The following is a 22,172-nucleotide window of genomic DNA, read 5'->3' as shown; positions in this document are numbered from 1 at the left end:
GGGCGTTCCCAATTTCAGCGCGATGCGTGTGTTAGGCGGATTTTGCCAAGTTCCGCAGCACGTAGTTCAGCACGCCGCCATTCTCGACATATTCGATCTCGATCGCGGTATCGATCCGGCATTTAAGGGTGATTTCCTTCGTAGTGCCATCTTCCATCGCGATTGTGCAGGCCATTTCGGCTTGCGGTTTGATCTGACCAAGGCCCTTGATCGTCACGCTTTCCTTGCCTGTCAAACCCAATGATTTGCGCGTGTCGCCGCCTGTAAACTCAAACGGAACGACACCCATTCCGACAAGGTTCGAACGGTGGATACGCTCGAAATCCTCGGCAATGACCGCGCGCACGCCCAAGAGGGCCGTACCTTTGGCCGCCCAGTCGCGCGAGGAGCCGGCGCCGTATTGTACGCCCGCAAAGATGACCAGAGGCGTGCCGTTCTTTTCATAGGCCATGGCCGCGTCAAAGATCGACATCTGTTCGCCATCAGGGCCGACCGTGTAACCGCCCTCGACATCGTCCAGCATCTCGTTGCGAATGCGGATATTGGCAAAGGTGCCACGCATCATCACTTCATGGTTGCCGCGCCGCGAACCGTAGGAATTGAATTCGCGCACCGGAACCTGGCGGTCGCGCAAATACTGGCCCGCAGGGGTGCTTTCTTTGAAGCTGCCGGCCGGGCTGATGTGATCGGTCGTCACCATGTCACCCAAAAGGGCAAGGATACGCGCGCCTTCGATATCTTCAATCGTGCCGGGGTCCTTGGACATATTTTGGAAGTAGGGCGGGTTTTGGACGTAGGTCGATTCCGGCGGCCAGTCATATGTCTCGCCCTCGGAGGTTTCGACGGCCTGCCACTTGTCGTCGCCCTTGAAGACGTCGGCATATTTCGACTGAAATGCCTCGCGCGTCACCGTCGCCTCGACCAGCTCGGCGATCTCGGCCTGAGTCGGCCAGATGTCCTTGAGATAGACGTCCTTGCCGTCTTGGTCCTGACCCAAGGGCGCGGTGGTGATGTCGATATTCATATCGCCGACCAGTGCATAGGCCACGACCAGAGGAGGTGACGCCAGATAGTTGGCGCGCACATCAGGAGAAATCCGGCCCTCAAAGTTACGGTTGCCCGAAAGGACACTGACCCCGATCAAGTCATTGTCGTTGATACATTTGCTAATCTCTGGCGCCAAGGGGCCAGAGTTGCCGATGCAAGTCGTGCAGCCATAGCCGACTAGGTTGAAGCCAATCTTGTCCAGATCCTCTTGCAGGCCAGCCGCCTCCAGATAGTGCGAAACGACCTGAGAGCCGGGCGCGAGTGACGTCTTGACCCACGGCTTGCGGTTCAGTCCCTTCGCGGCGGCCTTGCGCGCGACGAGGCCCGCACCGATCATCACATAAGGGTTCGACGTGTTAGTGCAGGACGTGATCGACGCGATCACGATTGAGCCGTCGTGCAGCTGGTATGGCTCGTCGGTCTGGACATAACCGTGCTTGTGGTTGCCCTCGTCGCCCGGAATATCCTGCGGTTCGGGCTGGCCGCCCTCGGCCTCCCACCGGCCTTCGGCGTTTTCGCTGCCGTCCTTGGCGTCCCGCTGGCCTTCGATATACTTGTGAAAAGTCACCGCTGCCCTATCGAGCGCGATGTAATCCTGCGGGCGCTTGGGGCCGGAAATGGCAGGGACAATCTCGCCCATGTCCAGATGCAGGGTGTCCGTATAGATCGGTGCATAGTCCGCACCGCGCCAAAAGCCGTTTTCCTTGGCATACGCTTCGACCAGCGCAATCCGATCCTTGTCTCGGCCGGTGTTGGTCAGGTAGCGCAGCGTCTCGTCGTCGATGGGGAAAAAGCCACAGGTCGCGCCATATTCCGGTGCCATATTGGCGATGGTCGCACGGTCTGCCAGTGGCAGGTGGTCCAAACCTTTGCCGTAAAATTCGACGAATTTGCTAACAACGCCCTTCTCACGCAGCATCTCGACGACTTTCAGCACCAGATCGGTGCCAGTGGTGCCTTCCATCATCTTGCCGGTCAGCTCAAAGCCAATGACTTCGGGTATCAGCATCGAAATGGGCTGGCCAAGCATCGCCGCCTCCGCTTCGATCCCGCCGACGCCCCAGCCGAGGACGGCGACGCCATTGATCATCGTTGTGTGGCTGTCGGTACCGACGAGCGTGTCGGGATATGCCACTTCTTCGCCGTTCTGGTCAGTGTCGGTCCAGACAGTTTGGGCCAAATATTCAAGGTTCACCTGGTGGCAGATACCGGTGCCGGGGGGCACGACGCGGAAATTGTTAAACGCTCCCTGTCCCCATTTCAGAAACTGGTAGCGCTCCATGTTGCGCTCATACTCTCGGTCTACGTTCATCTGGAATGCGCGGGGAGTGCCGAACTCATCGATCATCACCGAGTGATCGATCACCAGATCGACGGGGTTCAGCGGATTAATCTGCTCGGCCTTGCCACCCAGCGCGACGATTCCGTCGCGCATCGCGGCCAAATCGACGACGGCGGGGACGCCGGTGAAATCCTGCATCAGTACGCGTGCAGGGCGATACGCGATCTCCCGCGGATTCTTGCCGCCCTTTTCGGCCCATTCCGAGAACGCTTTGATATCATCCAGAGTGACGGTTTTGCCGTCCTCAAATCGCAGCATATTTTCAAGCACGACCTTCAGAGCGGCGGGCAGGCGGCTGAAATCACCAAGACCGGCCTCTTCAGCAGCTTTGATTGAGTAATAAGCAACCTTTTGATCGCCGGATTTTAGCGTCTTGCGCGTCTTGGCCGCGTCATGTCCCACATTGATTGGCATTGGGCTATCCTTTTCGGGTCATTAAAATTTCGGAAGCACGGCCCCGAAGGGCGGCGTGCGTGGACTGGCGGGCGTCGCGGCCGTGTGCGACAAAGCGCTGCGTGTCTTTCAAAAACGCCGCAGCAGGACGTTTCGTTGCATCACTTCGCTTACAGCGTGTAGGGCGTGTTCCGCGCAACCACTATCATGCACGGTTTTGGAGCATTTGAAATCAACGATCAAGTGGTCATCGCGCCTTTCGGTATACAATTGCACACAGAAACCAGCTATCTTAGGCCATTCGTGGGGGGTACTGACGAAACCTTGATTGGTGTTTCATGTGGTCTGCCAATAGCGTCGGAGGCCTTAATATATTCATTTACCGGGGGCCATTTATGCGCATCGTTATATCCATTTTTCTGACCGCTGCCGTGTTGGCGATGCCCACCCTCGCCACAGCCGAGGAACGCGCGCCCGTTTTGGTTGAGCTATACACCTCTCAAGGGTGTTCGTCCTGCCCGCCTGCGGACGCATTTCTGCACAAGTTGGCGGCGCGTGACGACGTAATCGCACTGGCGCTGCATGTGGATTATTGGGACTACATCTTTGACGATGTTTTCGGCAAGGCGGCCCATACCAAACGGCAGTATGGTTATGCTGGAGCGGGCGGGCGCGACATGGTCTATACGCCGCAAATCATCATTGATGGAAGTGATCATGTCGTCGGAAATCGTCCCAAGGATGTGAATGCACTTATCGACCGTCACTTAGCCGCGCCACACTCCGTTGTGCTGACGGCGGCGCGTGAGGGCGGCAATCTTAGTATTTCTGCCACCGCAAAAAAAGGGACTAGGGGGCCGATAATTGTTCAACTCGCGCGATATATCCCGCAGCAGACTGTCGCGATCGACCATGGCGAGAATGCCGGACATACCTATTCCTACGTGAACATCGTTACTGATCTGGTCGAGTTGGGCCAATGGGATCCAGCCGACCCATTAGCGATGAAAGTGCGTGCCAAGGATGACGCGCCCGTCGTTATTATTTTGCAGCGTCCCAGCTACGGCAAGGTTGAGGCAGCGGCCCTACTTCGGTAGCTCAGTGGGGGCGTCTGCGGTTTCAGCCGTTTCGGCAAGTCTCGCGGCGCCGCGCTCTGCCATTTCGCCGGTTCCATCCTTCCAGCGGCGGTGAATCCAGAACCATTGGTCCATGTGGGCGCGGACCTGCACCTCCAGCCGCGCGTTAAACTCGCGCGTCATTTCGATTGGATCGCCCGGCGGGATCGGCGCCTCGACGTAGATGTCGAAGTCTAGACCGTTTTCGCGGCGGATGCCCCAGACCGGGACGAGCGGCGCCTCAAATTTCAGGGATAGTTCCGCAGTGACCAGCGACGTAAGAGCAGGTTCGCCAAAGAAATCGAGAGGCACGCCGCCATGCGCATTCAGATCATTCAAGATTGCCAACACGCCGCCTGAGCGCAAATGCTTGGCCATTTGTAGCATGCCGCGTCTGCCCTGTTCGAACATCGGCTGGCTAAGCGATCCCATTGCTTCGGCATAATGCGCATTGAAATAGCGATTCTTCATCGGGCGATAGAAAACGCCCATCTCGAACCCTTGCTCGACCATGGCGACGCGCGCTGCGTTGAAGCTGCCCATATGGCCGGTGACAAAAATCACCGGTTTCCCCTCGGCGCGTGCGCGGTCGATGAATGGCAGGCCGGGTCCATATACGGTCGAATGTCGTGCGCGAGCAGAAAATTCCTTGGCCGAGTATAGCTCCATCAAGTTTCGCCCGGCGTTATCCGGCACTGCTTGCATCAAGCGGCGGACCTCGGTCTCGGGCAGATCAGGCACTGCCAGCGCGAGATTTTCGCGCACCCGGGCAGAGTAACCCGCGAGCGGAGCGACGATTCGTGACGTCAGCCAGCCCAGCAAAGGAATTCGCAAGCGATAAGGCAGAAGGGCCGCGAGCGTGATCAGCGTGACTAGCGCAAGGTTGACCAGATATTCGCGGGCTCGTTGAAACCAGGTATCGCTTTCGTCGGTCATGGATCGCCTCCTCCCGCTGCTCGGGTGGGGCAGACATAAAACGGTACGTCATTTATCACAAGGCGCACCATAGGCTAGTGCCGACGGACGGTCCGGCAAGGCAACATGCACCTAGCCATCGACCTCATTGGTATCGGCCGGATCGATCAGTGTGATTTCGCCTGCGGCTTGCAAGCGGCGAATGGCGTTGACGACCTGTGTCATTGCCTCCTCGCCCTCCTTTGGCTTGACGCTCCCCTGCTCCTCAATCTCTTCGCGCACTGCATCGGCGAGGCGGCGTGACATGTTGTCTAGGATAAAGTCCGCCACGTGCGCCAAATTCCCCGCAGACGCGGCGCCGATTGCCGTGACAAGTACTGTCTGATCTACTGCGCGAGCGAACTTTGGCACGTCGACCGGGCCAACCCGCTCGGGGATATTCACGAAGGTAAAGATCGCGCGGCGCACTTGCTGGGCAAAGGCTTGGTCCTCGGTCTCAAGGCCGCTCAGCACGTCGTCGCGCAGCGCCGATGACGTGGAATTTAAGATTGCGCCGATCCGGTTCGCCGGACCGTCATCGAATGCCACCTCCGGCATGTCGTTCAGCTGCGCGGCCAGCGATAGGCCGATGCGGTCGACCGCGCCGGGCGTGACACCCCCAGTGTGCGACACAGCAAATGTGACGCGGCGCGCCGTATCGCCTGGCAACCGGCTCAGCAGGTCCGCGGCGCGGGTCACATCCAGCTTGGAGAGCATAACCGCAGCCACCTCTGTACTTTCAGCTTGGATTATGGGGATAAGATCCGCCAGATCAGCGGCGCGCACCTGTTCCCACGGGTCGCCGAATTGGCGCACGCCAGCCTCTTTGCGCAGGCGCGCAGCGGTCTGAGGGCTGATGCGCCCATCCAGCGCAATCAGCGCGCCTGCCATACCATGCGGAAAGGTCAGGCCCATTGCCTCAAGCTCGGCCGCGAACTCAGTCACTACCGATAATAACGTAGCCCGGTCGACATAGCGCATAGAGCCCATTTGCGCCGTCAACGTTCCCTGCAACGCGTCAGGCAGATCCGACAGAGGCACATCTGCCCCCTCATTCAGCAAAAAGCGTACAATGATTGCTGCCTTTTGCCGCCGCGTCAGGCGCGTCGCGGTGGATGCACCAGGCGGTGCTGGGGGCGAGATGCGGGCAAGCGGGGTCGGTAGGCTCATGTCGATCCTCGTGATTGCCCCGGTTTCGGGGGCGTTAGCCACGAAGGTAGGCTGCGAGAGGTGAATAAATGTCTAAAACACGAACCCACCGCACGCATTTAACGTCCGGTTCGTCACAAAAGCTGCCGGGGCGTCGATCAGTAGCTGTAGGTCTGGCCTGTTTCTATTGCGCTGCGCAGCGATGCCTCTGCCCAAGTGCCTGCACCGCCATAATCGCGAATCGCCATTAGCTGGCGATACGCGCCGACGGTGTCGCCCCCCTCGACCAGCGCCTGACCTATGTAAGAGCGTGCAAGGATATCGCCGGGATCGCGCGCGAGGGCGGCCTTGTAATACGCCATTCCGGCGGCAACGTCGCCCATCTTACGCGTCGTGAAACCCATGTAGGTTTGTACGCGGGCTTCATCTTGATCTGGCATAGCGGCCAGTGCGCGCTGCGCATTAACGTACTGTTCAGCATAAGCGAATTCCCGCGCGGCGGCGAACAGGGTGTCTGGTGATAGCTGGCTGTGTTCGGGGCTTTTACATTTCTTTGCGGCATTGTCCCAAATCTGACCGCCCTTACACTTCTGCGTCGTTTCGGTCGGTTTGGGAGGAGTCGTGGCGCCACCGCCGGCCGCAAAAGCAATGCCCGGCGCAAGAAGCGCAGCGAGAAAGATAGGTTTAAACATGGCGGCTCCTGTCGGTTGCACCATGATATCTAGCACGGCCCGCCGATACGGCGAGCCGTCTTTTTTGCCACCCGGATCAGCTGCTTACCGGCACGCATGACTTGGCGTCCGCATCATAGCTGGTTCCGGCAGCGCAGGATATAACTTGCGTACTCTTGCCGTGATTACAGCCCTCTGCCAACGACATCGTTGGCAAGAGCGCGCAAATCACGGCGATCATAAAGGTCTTCATTTGCAGGCCTCCTGTGATTGGGTGACGCAAGGGTACCCTCAGAGCGCTCCCGCACCTAATCACATTTTCGCAGGCTTACTTGTCAAAGACGCGGGCAAAGATCGTGTCAACATGCTTCGTGTGATAGCCAAGGTCGAATTTATCCTCGATCTCCTCTGCGCTCAATGCCTTCAGAACGTCGGGATCGGCAAGCAACTCGGTCTTGAAATCCTTGCCTTCTTCCCAGACCTTCATCGCATTGCGCTGCACCAACTTATAGGCATCCTCGCGGCTGACACCGGCCTGCGTCAAGGCGAGCAAAACACGTTGGCTCATCACTAGGCCGCGGAATTTATTCATGTTGGCCAGCATGTTGTCGGGATATATCACTAGTTTGTCGACCAGACCCGTCAGGCGGGCCAGCGCAAAATCCAGCGTGATGGTGGTATCGGGGCCGATGTTGCGCTCGACCGAGGAGTGCGAGATATCGCGTTCGTGCCAGAGGGCGACATTCTCCATCGCAGGGACGACGGCCATGCGGACGAGGCGGGCAAGACCGGTCAGGTTTTCGCTTAGCACAGGATTCCGCTTGTGCGGCATTGCCGACGACCCTTTTTGACCGGCGCTAAAGAATTCCTCGGCCTCCAGCACTTCGGTGCGCTGCATATGCCGGATCTCTATCGAGATGTTTTCGATGCTGCTGCCCACCACGCCGAGCGCGGCAAAAAAGGCCGCATGGCGATCACGGGGGATGACCTGTGTGCTGATCGGTTCGGGCTCCAGCCCCATCTGTTTGCAAACGTGTTCTTCGACGCGGGGGTCGATATTGGCGAACGTGCCGACTGCGCCCGAAATCGCGCCGGTGCAAATCTCGTAACGGGCCTTTTCCAAGCGGTTCAGGTTGCGGTCCATTTCCGCGTAAAAGCGGGCAAAGGTTAGGCCCATGGTCGTTGGCTCTGCGTGGATGCCGTGGCTGCGGCCAATGCGGACAGTGTCTTTGTGCTCGTACGCGCGGCGTTTCAATGCCTCCAGCAGCGCCTTCATATCGGCGATCAGGATGTCGCTGGCACGAACCAGTTGCACGTTAAAGCAGGTGTCCAGAACATCCGAAGACGTCATTCCCTGATGCACGAAACGCGCCTCGTCGCTGCCGACATGTTCGGCCAAATGAGTTAGGAAGGCGATGACGTCGTGTTTGGTCACGGCCTCAATCTCGTCAATGCGTGCCACGTCAAATTCCACGTCTTTGGCCTTCCACACGGCCTCGGCATTGGCGCGCGGGATTACGCCCAAATCGGCCATGGCGTCGCAGGCATGTGCCTCGATTTCGTACCAAATGCGAAATTTCGTCTGAGCCGACCAGATGGCGACCATTTCGGGGCGGGAATAACGGGGAATCATGTGCGTAGCCTCAGGTTTAGGGCGGTTACGCGGGGTTTAGCCCGCCCACCGCCTGATGCCAAGGCGCGCGCTGGCTATCCCGCGCGCGTGACAATCTCTGACGTTGCCTCAAGCGTGCGATGCACCGGGCAGCGGTCTGCTATTTCCAAGAGGCGCGCGCGCTGGCTCTCATCCAGATCCCCTTCGATGAATAAGGTGCGGATGAAGCGATCTATCTTCTCGGGACTGGCTCCGCTTGCGTCTTGCGCATGGACCTTGTCATGGCAAACATCGACGCGCACATGAGTTAGCGGCCATTCCTTGCGGCGCGCATACATGCGGATCGTCATTGACGTGCACGCCCCCAGTCCAGCCGACAGAAATCCGTAGGGCGACATGCCCCGGTCCGTTCCGCCATAGGCCAGCGGCTCGTCCGCAACGGTGTGGTGGCGGGGGCCGGAGTTGATATCTTGCAAGAAGCCGCCCGGATCGGCCTCGCTGACGCGTACGATACCCTCGGGTGCACCGGGGGGCGGTGCGGGTGGGCGCAGGTCTAAGTATCGTGCGCTCCACGCGGCGATCACCTCGGCGGCGTATTCGGCATCACCGGGCCGCGTGATCAGGTGGTCAGCCTCTCCTAGTGTGACAAAGCTTTTTGGATGCTTTGCCGCGCGAAAAATCTCGGCGGCATTGTCGATGCCGACCACCTTATCGCGCGGGGCGTGCATGACCAGCAAGGCGCGGCCGAGCTTGGCAATATCCGGCGCGAGCGCAGCGGCGCTGACATCCTCGACAAAGTCGCGGCCGATACGGATGGATCGCCCGCCCAGCGTGACCTCGGCCGCGCCATCGGCTGTGATCGTGTCCAGCGCACCGGAAAAATTATGCGTGACGTGGCTTGGATCAAAGGGCGCGCCGATAGTCACAACAGCACGAACAGACGGCAACCGGCGCGCCGCGCGCAACACGGCGGCGCCGCCCAGAGAATGACCGATTAGCAGGGCAGGGGCCATCCCGCGCGCCTCTAGCGCGGCAGCGGCCAGCAACAGATCATCGACGTTGGAGGTAAAGGTCGTGTTCTCAAACTCCCCCTCCGAATGGCCCAGCCCGGTAAAGTCAAAGCGCAGCACCGCGATGCCCGCCCCAGCCAACCTGGCCGAGATACGCCGCGCTGCTGGAATATCCTTGGAACAGGTAAAGCAATGCGCAAAAAGCGCGGTGGCCAAATGTGGACCTTCGGGCAAATCTAACCGCGCGGCCAATTCGGCCCCGTCATGTCCAGTGAATGTCAGGCGTTCGGTGGGCATGGCGTGATCCTTTTGGCTGCTGGCCACAAGGTAGGCCAGCGGCTGGCCGGTTGCATCCGTTTGCAAAGGTTTTCACGACAAGGTGAGTATTTCAGCCAGTACGGAATTTGGCTTAGCCGCACCGCGCGGAAATATCACAGGATGTGATGGTATACCCAATAAGTATTCGTTTTAATCATGATTGGATTGAGCCTAAAGTGATCCGCATACCGATCATAATGCAAAGGAGATCACGATGACCGTTATGACAACAACCCTTCCCGCGGCTCACGAGGCGTGCCCGCGCGGTGTACTGAGAGGCATGTTTATAGGTCTGCTCGCGGGCGCGCTTGCCATGTGGCTAATCGCTTCCAGCAACGCCGCAGTTTCACCGGGCGGCGGCGACCTAAAGGCGGGTGCCTCGGCATTGCCTGACTGGCACGGCAACGTCATGCGCTCGCATCAGCCAAAGTGATCTGATCCGACTTGAATAGGCGGGGCCGGCCCAGCGGGTCAGCCCCCCATCAGGGCCACATCATGCGGGTATTTAGTCAGGTTCTCATACCCATCCTCTGTAATCAGCACCTGATCCTCTAGCTTGATCGAAAAATCGCCCCCCTCAGGACTGACCAGCGCCTCTACGCACAGCGTCATTTCTGCCTCCAGCGGATAGTCGAACGCACCCGGCACCGCCTGATCCGGATAAGCGACCAGCGGCCATTCATCGCAAAGACCGACGCCGTGCATGAGGCAGCCATATTTCCCGCGCATATACTGAGCGTCCAGCTTGTGCGACTGCTCGGTCAGTTCGGGGATGGTGATGCCGGGGCGCAGCAGATCCATGTTAGCGCGGATATGCTCAACTCCGTGCTGCATGGCGTAGATCATGTCAGCGCGCGGTTTGGCGTCACCGATCCACCATGTGCGGCTGATATCGACGCAAATACCGTAGCTGCCGATCAGGTCGGTGTCGAAGGCGACAATCTCATTATTCTGGACGATCCGCCCACCACACTCCTGAAACCATGGGTTCGTGCGCGGGCCAGATGTCAGCAGGCGCGTCTCGATCCACTCGCCACCTCGGCGGATGTTCTCGGCGTGCAGGACGGCCCAGATATCATCTTCGGACATATCGCCGCCAGGCACACCGGCGCGGGCTGCGTCCTCCATCAATTTTACGGCCACCTCGCAGGCGTGGGACGCGCATCGCATTGCCTTAATCTCGTCCGGGCCTTTGACGGCGCGACATTTCTCGGTTAGTTCCTCGCCGGGGATAATGTCCAAACCTTGTGCCTCTAGCGCGCGCAGGCCATGCAGCATGATCTTGTCCACGGCGAGGCGGATGTTTCCCGGGGCATGTTCGGCCAACAGAAGGCGCACCTCGTTAGAAAATACGTCGGCGGCCACGTCCACCTTATCGCCCCGGTCGAAATAGAACAGGTCTGCGCCGCTGCGCTGCTCGCGCACGAGCGGATTAAACTCACTTAGGAACGGCGAGTTCTTGTAATCCCAGATCACCATGTAGCCGTCGGCGCACAGCAGCACGGCACGAAACGGATTGTGCGTATTCCACAACTGCATATTGGTGCTGTCAGTCGCATAGCGGATGTTCAGCGGGTCAAAGATCAGAAGGCCGGCATAGCCTCGCTCCGCAATGTGGCGCGTCAGCCGCCCCCAGCGAAAGCGGCGCATTGCCTGCAAATCAGGCAGATCCAGCCCTGCTGCCGTCCATTCCCCATAAGCCAGCCGTGTCGGACCGATCTCGATCCGGTCGGCAACATTCGGAGTATTGTCGCCCAAGGTCGCACCGCGGGTCGGATCAATCTTGCGGGTGTCGCAAAAATGCTGGTTCATGGCACTGGCTCCGGCAGTTGCTAGATCCAGCGTGACGCATCTAAACTGACGCGTCATCTCCGTTTCCGACACGCTACCGCCGCATATGGGCCGCTATTATAGGAAACTCAGGGCGTCCTCGCGCAGAATAGCGTAGACGAGCATCGCAATTCCGACGGGGGGTACCTGCAATGCCATCGACAGGCTAAAAGTGTAAACTGTCAGATGCATAGGCAAACTGATGGCCTCTTCAGGGTCTACTTCGGACAGGATCTGGCGCAGCGTTTGAATGCGGGTATGATCGTCGGGCATCACCTTGTCGGCGTGGGGTGTCTGCGGCATCTGTAGCGGTCGGCACGGCCGAGCCTTTGTCGGGCGCGCGTCGCAATGCAGGATCGGCTTCGCGACTGGCCCGTCGGTGCCTGTGTCGTCGGCGCTGAGGACGAGATCCGTTACCAAGTCGATATAGTCGGAATTTATTGGGCGGACGACCTCGCAGCGCAGGACACTGTCCGCTGTAAGACGCGCGTCGGCTTGTTGGATGATCTTGTCCGCCAGAGCCGCCATTTTTGTGACATCTGGACCAACACCTTTGAAGGCGGGCGATGGACCGACGGCGATGATGAGATACCAATGGCTTTTGCGCTGGCTCGGGCGCACCCACGCCAGTGCCACGCGGATCGGCCCGCGATCAAGTATGGCGATGTCGTCGCAGTCCCGTGTCATGTGCCTTTGGCCATCGCCTCGGCCGCGCAGTTTCGCATCAAACTCACCAACGATGGCTTCGAAGCTTAGCGTTGGTCGATTGGAAAACTGCAAAGCAGCAGCGGTTCCGAAATATTGCAATGACATGATTCTACCTGATCCTGAAAATTGTCCGCAGAATCAGTTAGCGCTGCAATCTTGATCACATTTCGGTAAGATTGTGTTGACTATGTGTAGCACCCCTTAGAGGCGAGTTCGGCAGCGATGCATTGCTGCGCCGCTGCCGATGATAGGTCGCTGCGAGAAATTAGCAGCTGTAGTACATTCCGAACTCTACCGGATGCGGGGTCATGTCGTACTTCATGACTTCTTCCATCTTCAGGTCGATATAGCCCTGCACCTGATCGCGGGTGAACACATCACCTGCCAGCAGATAATCCATGTCGCTCTGCAATTCGGTGATCGCTTCGCGCAGGCTGCCGCAGACTGTGGGGATACCTTCCAGCTCTTCGGCGGGCAGGTCGTACAGGTTCTTGTCCATCGCCTCGCCGGGATCGATCTTGTTCTTGATACCGTCAAGGCCGGCCATCAAGAGTGCCGCAAACGCCAGATAGGGGTTCGCCGCCGGATCAGGAAAGCGCGCCTCGACACGCTTGGCCTTGGGCGATTCTGTCCATGGGATACGGACGCAGCCTGACCGGTTGCGCGCCGAATAGGCCCGCAGAACAGGCGCCTCAAAACCGGGTACCAGACGCTTGTAGCTGTTTGTCGTGGGGTTCGTGAACGCGTTCAGCGACTTGGCATGCGTAAGAATGCCGCCAATGAACCACAGGGCCTCTTGGCTAAGGTCGGCGTATTTGTCGCCTGCGAACAGCGGCTTGCCGTCTTTCCAGATCGACATGTTGACGTGCATTCCGGACCCGTTATCGCCATAGATCGGCTTGGGCATAAATGTCGCCGACTTGCCGTAGGCCTGCGCGACGTTGTGGATGACGTACTTGTATTTCTGGATCTCGTCAGCTTGCTTGGTCAGCGTGCCGAAAATCAGGCCCAGCTCGTGCTGGCACGATCCTACCTCGTGGTGATGCTTGTCCACCTTCATGCCAAGGCGCTTCATCGTTGACAGCATTTCGGCGCGAATATCGTGCGCGTCATCGGTCGGATTGGTCGGAAAATACCCGCCCTTCAGGCCGGGGCGGTGGCCCATGTTGCCCATCTCATATTCGGTGTCCGTGTTCCACGAGCCGTCCTGCGCGTCTACCTCGTACGACACCTTGTTGACGGTGTTGGCGTAGCGGACGTTGTCGAACAGGAAAAATTCAGCCTCGGGGCCCATGAATGCAGTATCGCCGATGCCCGAAGATTTCAGATACGCCTCGGCCTTCTCAGCGGTGCCGCGCGGGTCGCGCTCATAGGGCTCGCCGGTGTCCGGCTCTACGATTGAGCAATGCACGCAAATCGTCTTTTCGGCATAGAAGGGATCGATATAGGCTGTCTCAGTGTCTAGCATCAGCTTCATGTCTGATGCCTCAATCGACTTCCAGCCAGCGATGCTGGACCCGTCGAACATGAAGCCTTCTTCGATGAAGTCTTCATCGACCAGATCGGCCACAATGGTCACGTGCTGTAGTCTGCCGCGCGTGTCGGTGAAGCGGATGTCTACGTATTCAACGCCTTCGTCTTTGATTGTCTTAAGAAAATCGGATGCGCTCATGGGGCATTCCTCCACTTGGATATTTTTGGGGTGTGTTTCTACAGTGCGTCCGAACCGGTTTCGCCGGTACGGATGCGGATAGCCTGTTCTACAGGGCTGACGAATATTTTGCCGTCGCCGATCTTGTCAGTCTTGGCGGCCTCGACGATAGCCTCAATGGCGGCGTCAACCTGATCATCGTCAAGGACGACATCTATTTTGACCTTGGGCAGGAAATCGACGACATACTCAGCGCCGCGATACAGCTCTGTATGACCTTTCTGACGGCCAAATCCTTTGACCTCAATCACGCTGAGGCCCTGAATACCGGCGTCTTGCAGCGCTTCCTTGACCTCATCCAGCTTGAATGGCTTGATGATCGCTTCGATCTTTTTCACGGGGCGGGCTCCTTGGAAAACCAGTCTTCGCGCACGACAAATCATGCGTCGCGTGCGGCCTCAATGACGCCTTGGCATCACGAGCGAGGAGAAGCCAAATCTATTGCAGGATGCTTAAAAATTATGCGACATGCATCAAATTTAGGCAGACATGAATTGTGTCACCATACTGCGCCGCTTGATCATGCGGCAGACCGGCGGCATCCTTAGATCGCAATATCGGTATCAGGAGGCAAGAATGCACCGAACACCCCGCGCAATCGAGATGACCGCCCGGCGCATTCAAACCCTTCGCAAGACGGGGCACGCCCATAAGTACGATTACGGACACGCACTAGTGCTGTCTGGCGGACCAGGGTCCACTGGTGCGGCGCGCTTGGCGGCACGTGGCGCGCTGCGGGTCGGCGCGGGGCTGGTCACGCTGGGCGTGCCGCCCGCCGCTCAGCTGGAGGTAGCGATACACAGCACCGCCGTCATGCTCGCGCGTGTCATGGACGCGGCCGCGCTGGACAGTTTGCTGGAGGACAAGCGCTTTAATGCGCTCTGCCTCGGGCCCGGAATGGGCGTGGCACGCGCAGAGGATTTATTGGCAAAGGCGCTGACCACATCGGGCCATGCCACGGTACTTGACGCAGACGCGCTGACAGCGCTGGCGCAGGATGGAGCCTTGTTCGCTCTATTGCATGATCGCTGCGTGCTGACGCCGCATGAGGGCGAATTTCGCCGCCTGTTTCCCGATCTTATGGACGAACTCCGTGGCGGTGCGGGTGATCTGGAGCGGCGTATTGATGCCACCTGCAAGGCTGCGATGCGTACAGGTGCAACGATATTGCTGAAGGGCGCTGATACGGTCATTGCCGCGCCGGATGGGCGATGTAGCCTGCACGCCGCTGGCGCAGGGCGCGCAGCGCCATGGCTTGCTACCGCAGGGGCCGGAGATGTCTTGGCCGGGTTTATAACCGGGCTGCTCGCGCGGAATTTCGCACCGCTTGACGCAGCGGAGACCGCAGTTTGGCTGCATGCCGAGGCGGCCCGCCAGCATGGACCCGGCCTGATCGCCGAGGATCTTCCGGATGCCTTGCCCCAAGTTTTTGCCGCTATCGGACTGTAATCAACCGTTGGCACCTACCTTGCGCGGGGTTAAGCCGCAGCCACTTGCCACGCGGGCATAGCAGGTGTCAGCAGTTCAAGCCCGTCCGCATAGATCACATGGCTGTTGTCAAAGCGTAGCTCGTGCAACGTCATGGTTTGCAAGCCCTCGGACACGACGAACTCACCGTCGATCAGCGCATGTGCAGGCGCTGTTGTCTGCCGCATGCCGAAGAGTGCCGTCGCACGCCAATCACGGACCAGCACCTGCTGGCACTCCGGCAGGACAACGTCGCGATCAGGGCGCGTGTCGCCCAGCGTTCCAGCCAGAATTCGGATCGCGCGCACGCGGGTGATATGGCGATGCACCGATACCAGAACTGCCGTGCCGCTATCGCGCGTCACGATCCGGTCCCCCGGCAAAAGATGCTCAACTGGCATTTCACCGTCGAGAGTTAAAATGATACTGCCGGATAGCACTCCGGCAGGCTCCAAAGGGGCCTCAAGGGTCATTTGCCCGTGATCGCGCCCGGCCGTTTTCGGCTTCATGGCGTAAATCCGTTTCTTATTTCTGCTCGTTTATTATGTTCTGCTTACCGCAAGATTTGGTAAATGTCGCCAGGTTTTCGAGGTTGGTCAGATGCAATGCGATTTTCCCTCTCGCATAGACGCGCGCGCTGCGCTAGGAGGGGCTGGTGCTGCGGGCCATTTTGACGCGCGGCCAAGTGCGGGTGTGGCGGAACTGGTAGACGCACCAGATTTAGGTTCTGGCGCCGCAAGGCGTGGGGGTTCGAGTCCCTTCACCCGCACCAACCTTATATAAAATTTGTTATTTATAAGTCTCTTACGACGAGCGATGAATTTTGCTCCCCCATATATTCCCCGAAAGTGCATTGGTGGCATGATGCGCCGCACTTTCTTCGAATCTACGACAAGGCCGCGGTGCCGAAACTCGGCGGTGACACGACGATATCCATAATTGCGGCAGGTTTCCGTAATCGACCTGTTCACACCAATGATCGGATCTTCCGCCGTCGGATCGTGAGCGGCATAGAAGCTGGAACGGGGCAGATCCATCAGTTTGCGCCCCCGTCTGATCGAGAGGTCGGCGGGCCGGTGATCACGGATGTAGGCGCGCTTCTCCAGTGTTTGCTCATCGATACCCATGTGGATCTTGCGCCAAAGACGGCGTTTAGGGCCGCCATGTGAACCGCCCCGGTTTTACCGGAGACTGTTTAGTTCTTCTCAAGCGACTTTACCGAGTGCGTTCACGATTGCATAGAATGCCTCCTCTGCTTCAGTTGGCGTGATGTATCCGATGGGCTCGAGCAGTCTGCGGTGGTTGAACCAATCGACCCATTTGAGCGTGTCCCACTCGACTGCGTCAGCGGATTTCCACGGCCCCAATCTGTGGATGACTTCGGCTTTGAACAAGCCAATCATCGTCTCGGCCAGCGCGTTATCATAGCTGTCACCTACTGTTCCAACAGAAGGTTCCAAGCCTGCGCCAGCCAGCCGTTCTGTGTATTTGATCGATAGATATTGGCTCCCTCGGTCATTGTGATGAATCAGGTTTTCTGAAGGCTGCCTTTTGTAAAGCGCCTGACTCTGTTGCGCAAATCAGCTGACGGACGGTTCTCCCCTTTCCCCAGACGGATTTATCCCGCGGCTTTCGTGACAGGAATGCCAAGTGCGGTGTAACCGTTCAGGACCGCGATGCGCACCTGAACTTCGGCGACCTGTCGGTCAAAGTCCCGTGCCATCAGCCGCTGACCAAGCAATTTCATGCAATGCATCTTTGTCTCGACGCGGCTTCTGCGGTGATAGCCGCTCCAGTTCCGCCAAAGTGCCCGACCCAGATATTTTGACGCGCGGAGCGCGTCGTTTCTGGCGATGGCACCGTCGTTGCTTGGCTTCCGTGGCTGGGCGTTTCTGCGTGGCGGGATGACCGCAGCAGCTCCGCGGTCAGCGATAGCGTTGTGGCATCTGCGCGTGTCGTATGCTCCATCCGCGGTCACGCTGCCGATGTGCTGATCGCGCGGGATTTGGTTGAGTAGATGAGGTAACATCGGTGCATCCCCGGTGTTGCTGCCGGTGATCTCGACCGCTCTAACTTCCAACGTATGTTCGTCGATACCGATGTGGATCTTACGCCAGACACGTCGTTTCGGGCCACCATTCTTACGCGCATTCTACTCGCCTTCACCCTCGACCTTGATGCCAGTGCTGTCGATCAGGAGATGTAGTGCACCCTTTGAGCCGCAATACGGGATGTTGACCGCAAGCGTCCTTTGGCGTCGGCAGATGGTGCTGAAATCAGGCACGTCCCAGTCCAACCCCGTCAGCCGAAGCAGGCTTTCGACGAAGCCCGTCGTCTGGCGAAGCGCCATGCCGAACAGCACCTTCATGGTCAGGCAAGTTTGGATCGCGGCGTCACTGAACGTCCGTGACCTGCCTCTCTTTCCGGAAGGTTCGGCACCCCAGTTCATCTCCGGATCGAACCAGATCGTCAGCGACCCGCGGTGCTTCAGCGCCTCATTATAGGCAGCCCAGTTCGTCGTCTTGTAGGTCGGAGGTGTAGGTTTTCTCATGCAAGCCAGCTACCACACTGGATTCACGACATGAATCCCCGCTGGATTTGTGCAACAGAGCCCCGCAGATGCGGAAGCCATCTGCGAGGCTGTCACACGGCCGAACATGCGGTTCGTGCCCGTGAAGACGGAGGAGCAGCAAGGTGTTCTTGTGCTGCACCGGTCTCGTGACCTGCTGATGCGACAGCGTACGATGATCCTGAATACTATCCGTGGGCACTTCGCCGAATTTGGGATTATCGCCGCGCAGGGGCCGCGGAAGGTGGCAGGGCTTGTCGTCGGCCTGGCAGACGAAGGTGATCTGGGTTTGCCAGAGACCGTCCGGTCTGCCCTTCAGGCTTTGGCGGCACAACTCAACGGCTTGGAACAAGAAGTCCGTAAGATTGAGCGCCAACTTCTGGCGTGGCATCGGCAGAACGCCGCAAGCCAACGGCTCGAGACGATCCCGGGTGTCGGCCTAATCACGGCGACTGCGCTGGCTGCCAGCGTGCCCGACCCAACTGCCTTCAAATCCGGCCGACAGTTTGCAGCCTACCTCGGCCTTGTGCCCAGACAGAACTCTTCGGGGGGCAAGGATCGGCTCGGGCATATATCGAAGATGGGGAACCGCTACCTGCGTCGGTTGCTGGTTGTCGGTGCCACCTCCGTCACACGGCGGGCACCAACCACCGACACCCGAACGGGCGCTTGGGTCCGATCGCTCCTGGAGCGCAAGCCGACCCGGGTTGTCACCGTCGCCGTCGCCAACAAGACCGCCCGTACCGCATGGGCACTGCTCGCGAAGGGAGAAAGCTACAAGGCCAGACCGGCCACCTGAACGAAGTAAGGATATGCGGCGCATCACATCGCTGCAAAGAGATGCAAGGGCAGAAGTGAATGATGATGATCAAACGGGACCGCTACCGGGACACCCCGAGGTGCTGTCAGGGCCCACAAGCTCGTTAGTCTGATTGGGACCCGGCATGCGGACTTCATCAGGGCCAGCGGTTATATGCACCGCGCACAAAGGCCGGACACATGACCGCAACCTGCAACGATCAAAATCAGCTCAAATCAACCCTTGCGTAAACGGAGTCGTCCACACATGACAGCACCCTTTCAGCACCTGAGTACTCATCTTTACTAGCATGTAGATCATACCGGCGCCTCCCGAGCTTTCAAAAAAGCGGCGATGTCAACTTCGCGCCAGAGTCGGCGGCGCCCAATATAGATCGGGCGCGGAAAGCCCAGATCAGGATAATCCAACCACCGCCACAGTATCATGTCGCTGGCGTCGCCGCATAGCGCACGAACTTGCGCGGCCTATATTATTTTGTTGGGATTGTCGCCGACATGCTTGATCACGGTGCCACGTCCTTTCTTGTTAGAAAACGTGGCTGTCGAATGGTCACAGTTCTGACTTTGGGAATTGCGGAAAGAAATCAGAATTTTTATCCACCCCATCACTTCTAAGTGGAAAGCAACAGATTGGCGTGTTGATTAAGCGACTAGCCCAAAGAGCGCTTCAAAGACGCGGTTTCGCCTGTGACCTCGGGTTGCTTACCCTAGACGTGGCTAGCCATCCATAAAATATGGCGAGATCTATGGTGCGGGTCACGCATCCTACCGAATGCCGTGAACCAGCTATGGTTTGAATTATAGCGACACGATAAAGGCGTCGATGCCTGCCTGTGCCACTTCGCGGTCCTGTGCGGGTGTGCCAGAAGAGACGCCAATCGCTCCAACGACGTCGCCGTCAACCACGACCGGAAGACCGCCACCAACTACCATGAGGCGCCCGCCAATCGCAGAGGCAATGCCGTATGCAGGTGAGCCAGGTTGGCTGGCATCGCCATACTCGTGGGTCGCTTTCTTGGCCGCAGATGCGGTGTAGCTTTTGTCAATCGCGATGGTGATGGAGGTGACTTTACCGCCATCCATGCGCTCGAATGCAACGAGATTGCCGCTTTCGTCGGTAATGGCGATGCACATTTGCACGCCGATTTCTTCTGCTTTGGCGCGGGCGCCCGCCATTAGCACGCGTGTGTCGGCGATATCCAGTCTTCTAATGAATTGCATTCTGATCTCCTCATTGCCCGCGCTTGAGGCGAGCGTCGGCCGTTTATGTCAGGCGGTGCAGGATTTGACCCGTAGACGGGCCGCATAGAGTAAGGGTTCTGTGTAGCCGGAGGGTTGGGACACCCCTTCGAATACGAGTTTGCGTGCGGTGCTAAATGCTTCGCCGTCGAACGCGGGGGCTATTGCCTTGTAGGCCAGATCACCTGCATTCTGGGCGTCGACCTTTGATGCCATACGGCGGAACGCCTGCTCAACCTGCTCGGCAGTGCAGATGCCATGCTCAATCCAGTTCGCCAGATATTGCGAGGAAATCCGGAGGGTGGCGCGGTCTTCCATCAAGGCGACGTCGTCGATGTCGGGCACCTTGGAACAGCCGATTCCCTGATCAACCCAGCGCACCACATAGCCGAGGATCGACTGGCATGCGTTGTCGAGTTCGCGCGTCACCACATCTTCGCTTAGCGTGCGCCCGATCATCACCGGAGGTGTGAGGAGGCTTTCCCATTCTGCGTGTTCGCGGGTCTTCAGCGCCTCCTGCACATCGGCGACATTAACGTGATGATAGTGCGTCGCGTGAAGCGTGGCGGCCGCCGGTGAGGGAACCCATGCGGTGTTGGCACCAGATTTCGGATGATTGATCTTGACGCGCAGCATTTCGGCCATGTTGTCTGGTTTGGCCCACATGCCCTTTCCGATCTGCGCTTGACCCGCCAAGCCGGCGGCAAGACCGGTATCGACGTTTCCTTGTTCATAGGCACCGATCCACGCGCTCGTCGCCATTTCGTCGCGCGGGATGACAGGGCCGGCCTTCATCGTCGTGTGAATCTCGTCGCCGGTGCGGTCGAGGAAACCTGTATTGATGAACACGCAGCGTGATTTAACCTCCGCAATACACGCAGCAAGGTTGGCCGACGTCCGGCGCTCTTCGTCCATAATCCCAAGTTTGACGGTGTTGCGCGGCAAGCCGAGCAAATCTTCAACACGAGAGAATAGCGTGTGTGAAAAGGCGACCTCTTCGGGGCCGTGCATTTTTGGCTTCACCACATAGACCGAGCCGGAGCGCGAGTTACGCAAGCCGTCTGTCTTCGAAAGATCATGCATCGCGCAGGCGACCGTGATCACCGCATCCATGATGCCCTCAGGTGTTTCCTCTCCGTTAAATAAGATCGCATTGTTGGTCATCAGATGCCCGACATTGCGCACTAGCATTAAGGCACGGCCCGGATGGGTGAGGGAACTGCCACCGGGTGCAGTATAGGTGACGTCGTCGAGCAAGCGACGGGTCACTATTTTGCCGTTCTTCTCAAGGGTCTCCTTGAGCGTGCCCTTCATCAGCCCCAACCAGTTGGAGTAAACCGTGCATTTGTCTTCAGCGTCGACTGCAGCAACGGAATCTTCGCAATCTTGTATGACCGTGAGAGCGCTTTCCAGTCGGATGTCGGATATGCCGGCAGGGTCAGTCGCGCCGATCGCGCTTTCGCGGTCTAGCTTGATCTCGACAAGCAACCCTTTCACACACAGTAGAACGTCGCCTGAGGCACGATAGCCTGCGTATTGCTCCGGCGTTGCCAGTCTTGTTGTCGTGCCGTTGACGACTACGATCAAAGTCTCTGCTGCCTTCACCGCTTCCACATCCTTCCAAGAACCGCTCGCTAGGGGGGCAACTTCGTCCAGATGGTTCCGCGCCCATGCAACGACGGCCGCGCCGCGTTCCGGATCGTAGTCCTCGCGTGTGGTTGTGCCGGGAATGGCATCCGTGCCGTAGAGCGCATCATAAAGCGAACCCCACCGTGCATTTGCCGCGTTCAGGGCAAATCGGGCGTTTATCACAGGCACGACAAGCTGAGGACCAGCGATCCGTGCTATTTCGGGATCAACGTTGTCGACTTGGATACTGAAAGGCTCCGGATCTGGCAGCAAGTAGCCGATTTCGCCTAGGAACGCGCTATAGGTATCGATGTCAAAGTCCTGAGCGCGACGCGAACTGTGCCAGCGGTTAATTTGCTCCTGAAGCGTCTCACGTTTTTTCAGCAACGCGCGGTTTCCGGGCATCAAATCCTTCAGCAGCTTAGCATAGCCGTTCCAAAAGGTCGGCGCATCAATGTTAAAAAGCACCTCGTCCTCGATCAGCGCGGCAAGGTCGGCGGAAACTTCAAGATCGGAGCGTTTAACGTAGATCATCATCTTTGAGCCTTTTTTCGAAACTCTAGACCTCCGAACGCGAAAAAAGTAACTA

17 protein-coding genes, 1 tRNA gene and 4 pseudogenes are annotated in these 22,172 nt (G+C 58.4%); 5 read left to right on the top strand and 17 right to left on the bottom strand.

What is annotated here, in order from left to right:
- Window positions 1-31: 31 nt before the first annotated feature.
- Window positions 32-2,803, bottom strand: a complete 2,772-nt coding sequence (gene acnA, locus MK6180000_RS13840) for an aconitate hydratase AcnA (RefSeq protein WP_138935259.1) — start codon at window positions 2,801-2,803, stop codon at window positions 32-34.
- 374 nt (window positions 2,804-3,177) lie between these two features.
- On the opposite strand from acnA, the gene MK6180000_RS13835 reads away from it, so the two are divergent.
- The gene (locus tag MK6180000_RS13835) at window positions 3,178-3,879 is read left to right on the top strand and encodes a DUF1223 domain-containing protein (RefSeq protein ID WP_138935258.1); all 702 of its coding nucleotides are present in this window, start codon (window positions 3,178-3,180) and stop codon (window positions 3,877-3,879) included.
- Here MK6180000_RS13835 and MK6180000_RS13830 read toward each other — a convergent pair.
- The 6 genes from MK6180000_RS13830 to MK6180000_RS13810 form a co-directional block, all read right to left on the bottom strand.
- Entirely contained in the window at window positions 3,868-4,833 is a 966-nt protein-coding gene (locus tag MK6180000_RS13830) for a lysophospholipid acyltransferase family protein (RefSeq protein WP_138935257.1), read from the bottom strand. The two genes, MK6180000_RS13835 and MK6180000_RS13830, sit on opposite strands and share 12 nt — an antisense overlap.
- Window positions 4,834-4,944: 111 nt before the next feature.
- The gene (locus MK6180000_RS13825) at window positions 4,945-6,021 is read right to left on the bottom strand and encodes a flagellar motor switch protein FliG (protein WP_138935256.1); all 1,077 of its coding nucleotides are present in this window, start codon (window positions 6,019-6,021) and stop codon (window positions 4,945-4,947) included.
- 137 nt (window positions 6,022-6,158) lie between these two features.
- Window positions 6,159-6,692 carry a hypothetical protein gene (locus MK6180000_RS13820; RefSeq protein ID WP_138935255.1) on the bottom strand — a complete coding sequence of 178 codons (534 nt, stop codon included), beginning with the start codon at window positions 6,690-6,692 and terminating at the stop codon, window positions 6,159-6,161.
- 76 nt (window positions 6,693-6,768) lie between these two features.
- Window positions 6,769-6,924, bottom strand: a complete 156-nt coding sequence (locus MK6180000_RS20370) for a hypothetical protein (RefSeq protein ID WP_171054630.1) — start codon at window positions 6,922-6,924, stop codon at window positions 6,769-6,771.
- 75 nt (window positions 6,925-6,999) lie between these two features.
- Window positions 7,000-8,304: an adenylosuccinate lyase gene (purB, locus tag MK6180000_RS13815; RefSeq protein WP_138935254.1), complete on the bottom strand. Its 1,305-nt coding sequence runs from the start codon at window positions 8,302-8,304 to the stop codon at window positions 7,000-7,002.
- Between the two features lie 74 nt (window positions 8,305-8,378).
- Complete coding sequence (locus MK6180000_RS13810; protein WP_138935253.1) at window positions 8,379-9,590, bottom strand: bifunctional alpha/beta hydrolase/OsmC family protein; 1,212 nt, start codon at window positions 9,588-9,590, stop codon at window positions 8,379-8,381.
- Window positions 9,591-9,825: 235 nt separating this feature from the next.
- On the opposite strand from MK6180000_RS13810, the gene MK6180000_RS13805 reads away from it, so the two are divergent.
- Window positions 9,826-10,044, top strand: coding sequence for a hypothetical protein (locus MK6180000_RS13805; protein WP_138935252.1), 219 nt, complete (start codon window positions 9,826-9,828; stop codon window positions 10,042-10,044).
- 38 nt (window positions 10,045-10,082) lie between these two features.
- Here MK6180000_RS13805 and dddP read toward each other — a convergent pair whose 3' ends face one another.
- From dddP to MK6180000_RS13785, 4 genes are all read right to left on the bottom strand, one after another.
- Window positions 10,083-11,423: a dimethylsulfonioproprionate lyase DddP gene (dddP, locus tag MK6180000_RS13800; RefSeq protein WP_138935251.1), complete on the bottom strand. Its 1,341-nt coding sequence runs from the start codon at window positions 11,421-11,423 to the stop codon at window positions 10,083-10,085.
- A gap of 96 nt (window positions 11,424-11,519) precedes the next feature.
- The gene (locus tag MK6180000_RS13795; protein ID WP_138935250.1) at window positions 11,520-12,128 is read right to left on the bottom strand and encodes a hypothetical protein; all 609 of its coding nucleotides are present in this window, start codon (window positions 12,126-12,128) and stop codon (window positions 11,520-11,522) included.
- A gap of 286 nt (window positions 12,129-12,414) precedes the next feature.
- Window positions 12,415-13,821, bottom strand: coding sequence for a type I glutamate--ammonia ligase (glnA, locus tag MK6180000_RS13790; protein ID WP_138935249.1), 1,407 nt, complete (start codon window positions 13,819-13,821; stop codon window positions 12,415-12,417).
- A 38-nt stretch (window positions 13,822-13,859) separates the two neighbouring features.
- The gene (locus MK6180000_RS13785; protein WP_138935248.1) at window positions 13,860-14,198 is read right to left on the bottom strand and encodes a P-II family nitrogen regulator; all 339 of its coding nucleotides are present in this window, start codon (window positions 14,196-14,198) and stop codon (window positions 13,860-13,862) included.
- A gap of 238 nt (window positions 14,199-14,436) precedes the next feature.
- On the opposite strand from MK6180000_RS13785, the gene MK6180000_RS13780 reads away from it, so the two are divergent.
- Window positions 14,437-15,309 carry an NAD(P)H-hydrate dehydratase gene (locus MK6180000_RS13780; RefSeq protein WP_342777726.1) on the top strand — a complete coding sequence of 291 codons (873 nt, stop codon included), beginning with the start codon at window positions 14,437-14,439 and terminating at the stop codon, window positions 15,307-15,309.
- Between the two features lie 29 nt (window positions 15,310-15,338).
- On the opposite strand, the gene MK6180000_RS13775 is transcribed toward MK6180000_RS13780, so the two are convergent.
- A complete protein-coding gene (locus MK6180000_RS13775; RefSeq protein WP_138935246.1) occupies window positions 15,339-15,836 on the bottom strand; it encodes a Hint domain-containing protein in 498 nt (165 codons plus the stop codon).
- Window positions 15,837-16,014: 178 nt separating this feature from the next.
- Here MK6180000_RS13775 and MK6180000_RS13770 point away from each other — a divergent pair.
- A tRNA-Leu gene (locus MK6180000_RS13770) sits at window positions 16,015-16,099 on the top strand.
- Window positions 16,100-16,172: 73 nt separating this feature from the next.
- On the opposite strand, the pseudogene MK6180000_RS21105 reads toward MK6180000_RS13770, so the two are convergent.
- The 3 pseudogenes from MK6180000_RS21105 to MK6180000_RS13755 all read right to left on the bottom strand — a co-directional run.
- Window positions 16,173-16,364 (bottom strand): annotated as a pseudogene (locus tag MK6180000_RS21105) (IS3 family transposase); the annotation flags it as partial.
- Window positions 16,365-16,532: 168 nt separating this feature from the next.
- A pseudogene (locus MK6180000_RS13760) lies at window positions 16,533-16,892 on the bottom strand (integrase core domain-containing protein); the annotation flags it as partial.
- Window positions 16,893-16,945: 53 nt separating this feature from the next.
- Window positions 16,946-17,878, bottom strand: a pseudogene (locus MK6180000_RS13755) (IS5 family transposase).
- 64 nt (window positions 17,879-17,942) lie between these two features.
- Between MK6180000_RS13755 and MK6180000_RS13750 the strand changes: the two are divergent.
- Window positions 17,943-18,695: pseudogene (locus tag MK6180000_RS13750) on the top strand (IS110 family RNA-guided transposase); the annotation flags it as partial.
- Between the two features lie 818 nt (window positions 18,696-19,513).
- Here MK6180000_RS13750 and MK6180000_RS13745 read toward each other — a convergent pair.
- Window positions 19,514-19,936: a GlcG/HbpS family heme-binding protein gene (locus tag MK6180000_RS13745; protein ID WP_138935244.1), complete on the bottom strand. Its 423-nt coding sequence runs from the start codon at window positions 19,934-19,936 to the stop codon at window positions 19,514-19,516.
- Between the two features lie 48 nt (window positions 19,937-19,984).
- A complete protein-coding gene (locus tag MK6180000_RS13740; RefSeq protein ID WP_138936514.1) occupies window positions 19,985-22,120 on the bottom strand; it encodes a malate synthase G in 2,136 nt (711 codons plus the stop codon).
- Window positions 22,121-22,172: the final 52 nt, after the last annotated feature.

This window comes from Roseovarius arcticus, from assembly GCF_006125015.1.
Classification (GTDB): domain Bacteria; phylum Pseudomonadota; class Alphaproteobacteria; order Rhodobacterales; family Rhodobacteraceae; genus Roseovarius; species Roseovarius arcticus.
The sequence above is the reverse complement of the archived record's forward strand: the minus strand, read 5'-3'. Positions and strand labels throughout refer to the sequence as shown.

Bases quoted from the DNA above. Each gene is read 5' to 3' on its own strand.
- purB (WP_138935254.1), bottom strand. From the start codon at position 8,304: ATGATTCCCCGTTATTCCCGCCCCGAAATGGTCGCCATCTGGTCGGCT.
- MK6180000_RS13805 (WP_138935252.1), top strand. From the start codon at position 9,826: ATGACCGTTATGACAACAACCCTTCCCGCGGCTCACGAGGCGTGCCCG.
- MK6180000_RS13795 (WP_138935250.1), bottom strand. From the start codon at position 12,128: ATGACACGGGACTGCGACGACATCGCCATACTTGATCGCGGGCCGATC.
- MK6180000_RS13825 (WP_138935256.1), bottom strand. From the start codon at position 6,021: ATGAGCCTACCGACCCCGCTTGCCCGCATCTCGCCCCCAGCACCGCCT.
- dddP (WP_138935251.1), bottom strand. From the start codon at position 11,423: ATGAACCAGCATTTTTGCGACACCCGCAAGATTGATCCGACCCGCGGT.
- MK6180000_RS13745 (WP_138935244.1), bottom strand. From the start codon at position 19,936: ATGCAATTCATTAGAAGACTGGATATCGCCGACACACGCGTGCTAATG.
- MK6180000_RS13810 (WP_138935253.1), bottom strand. From the start codon at position 9,590: ATGCCCACCGAACGCCTGACATTCACTGGACATGACGGGGCCGAATTG.
- MK6180000_RS13835 (WP_138935258.1), top strand. From the start codon at position 3,178: ATGCGCATCGTTATATCCATTTTTCTGACCGCTGCCGTGTTGGCGATG.
- MK6180000_RS20370 (WP_171054630.1), bottom strand. From the start codon at position 6,924: ATGAAGACCTTTATGATCGCCGTGATTTGCGCGCTCTTGCCAACGATG.
- MK6180000_RS13775 (WP_138935246.1), bottom strand. From the start codon at position 15,836: ATGAAGCCGAAAACGGCCGGGCGCGATCACGGGCAAATGACCCTTGAG.
- MK6180000_RS13830 (WP_138935257.1), bottom strand. From the start codon at position 4,833: ATGACCGACGAAAGCGATACCTGGTTTCAACGAGCCCGCGAATATCTG.
- MK6180000_RS13820 (WP_138935255.1), bottom strand. From the start codon at position 6,692: ATGTTTAAACCTATCTTTCTCGCTGCGCTTCTTGCGCCGGGCATTGCT.
- MK6180000_RS13740 (WP_138936514.1), bottom strand. From the start codon at position 22,120: ATGATGATCTACGTTAAACGCTCCGATCTTGAAGTTTCCGCCGACCTT.
- glnA (WP_138935249.1), bottom strand. From the start codon at position 13,821: ATGAGCGCATCCGATTTTCTTAAGACAATCAAAGACGAAGGCGTTGAA.
- acnA (WP_138935259.1), bottom strand. From the start codon at position 2,803: ATGCCAATCAATGTGGGACATGACGCGGCCAAGACGCGCAAGACGCTA.
- MK6180000_RS13780 (WP_342777726.1), top strand. From the start codon at position 14,437: ATGCACCGAACACCCCGCGCAATCGAGATGACCGCCCGGCGCATTCAA.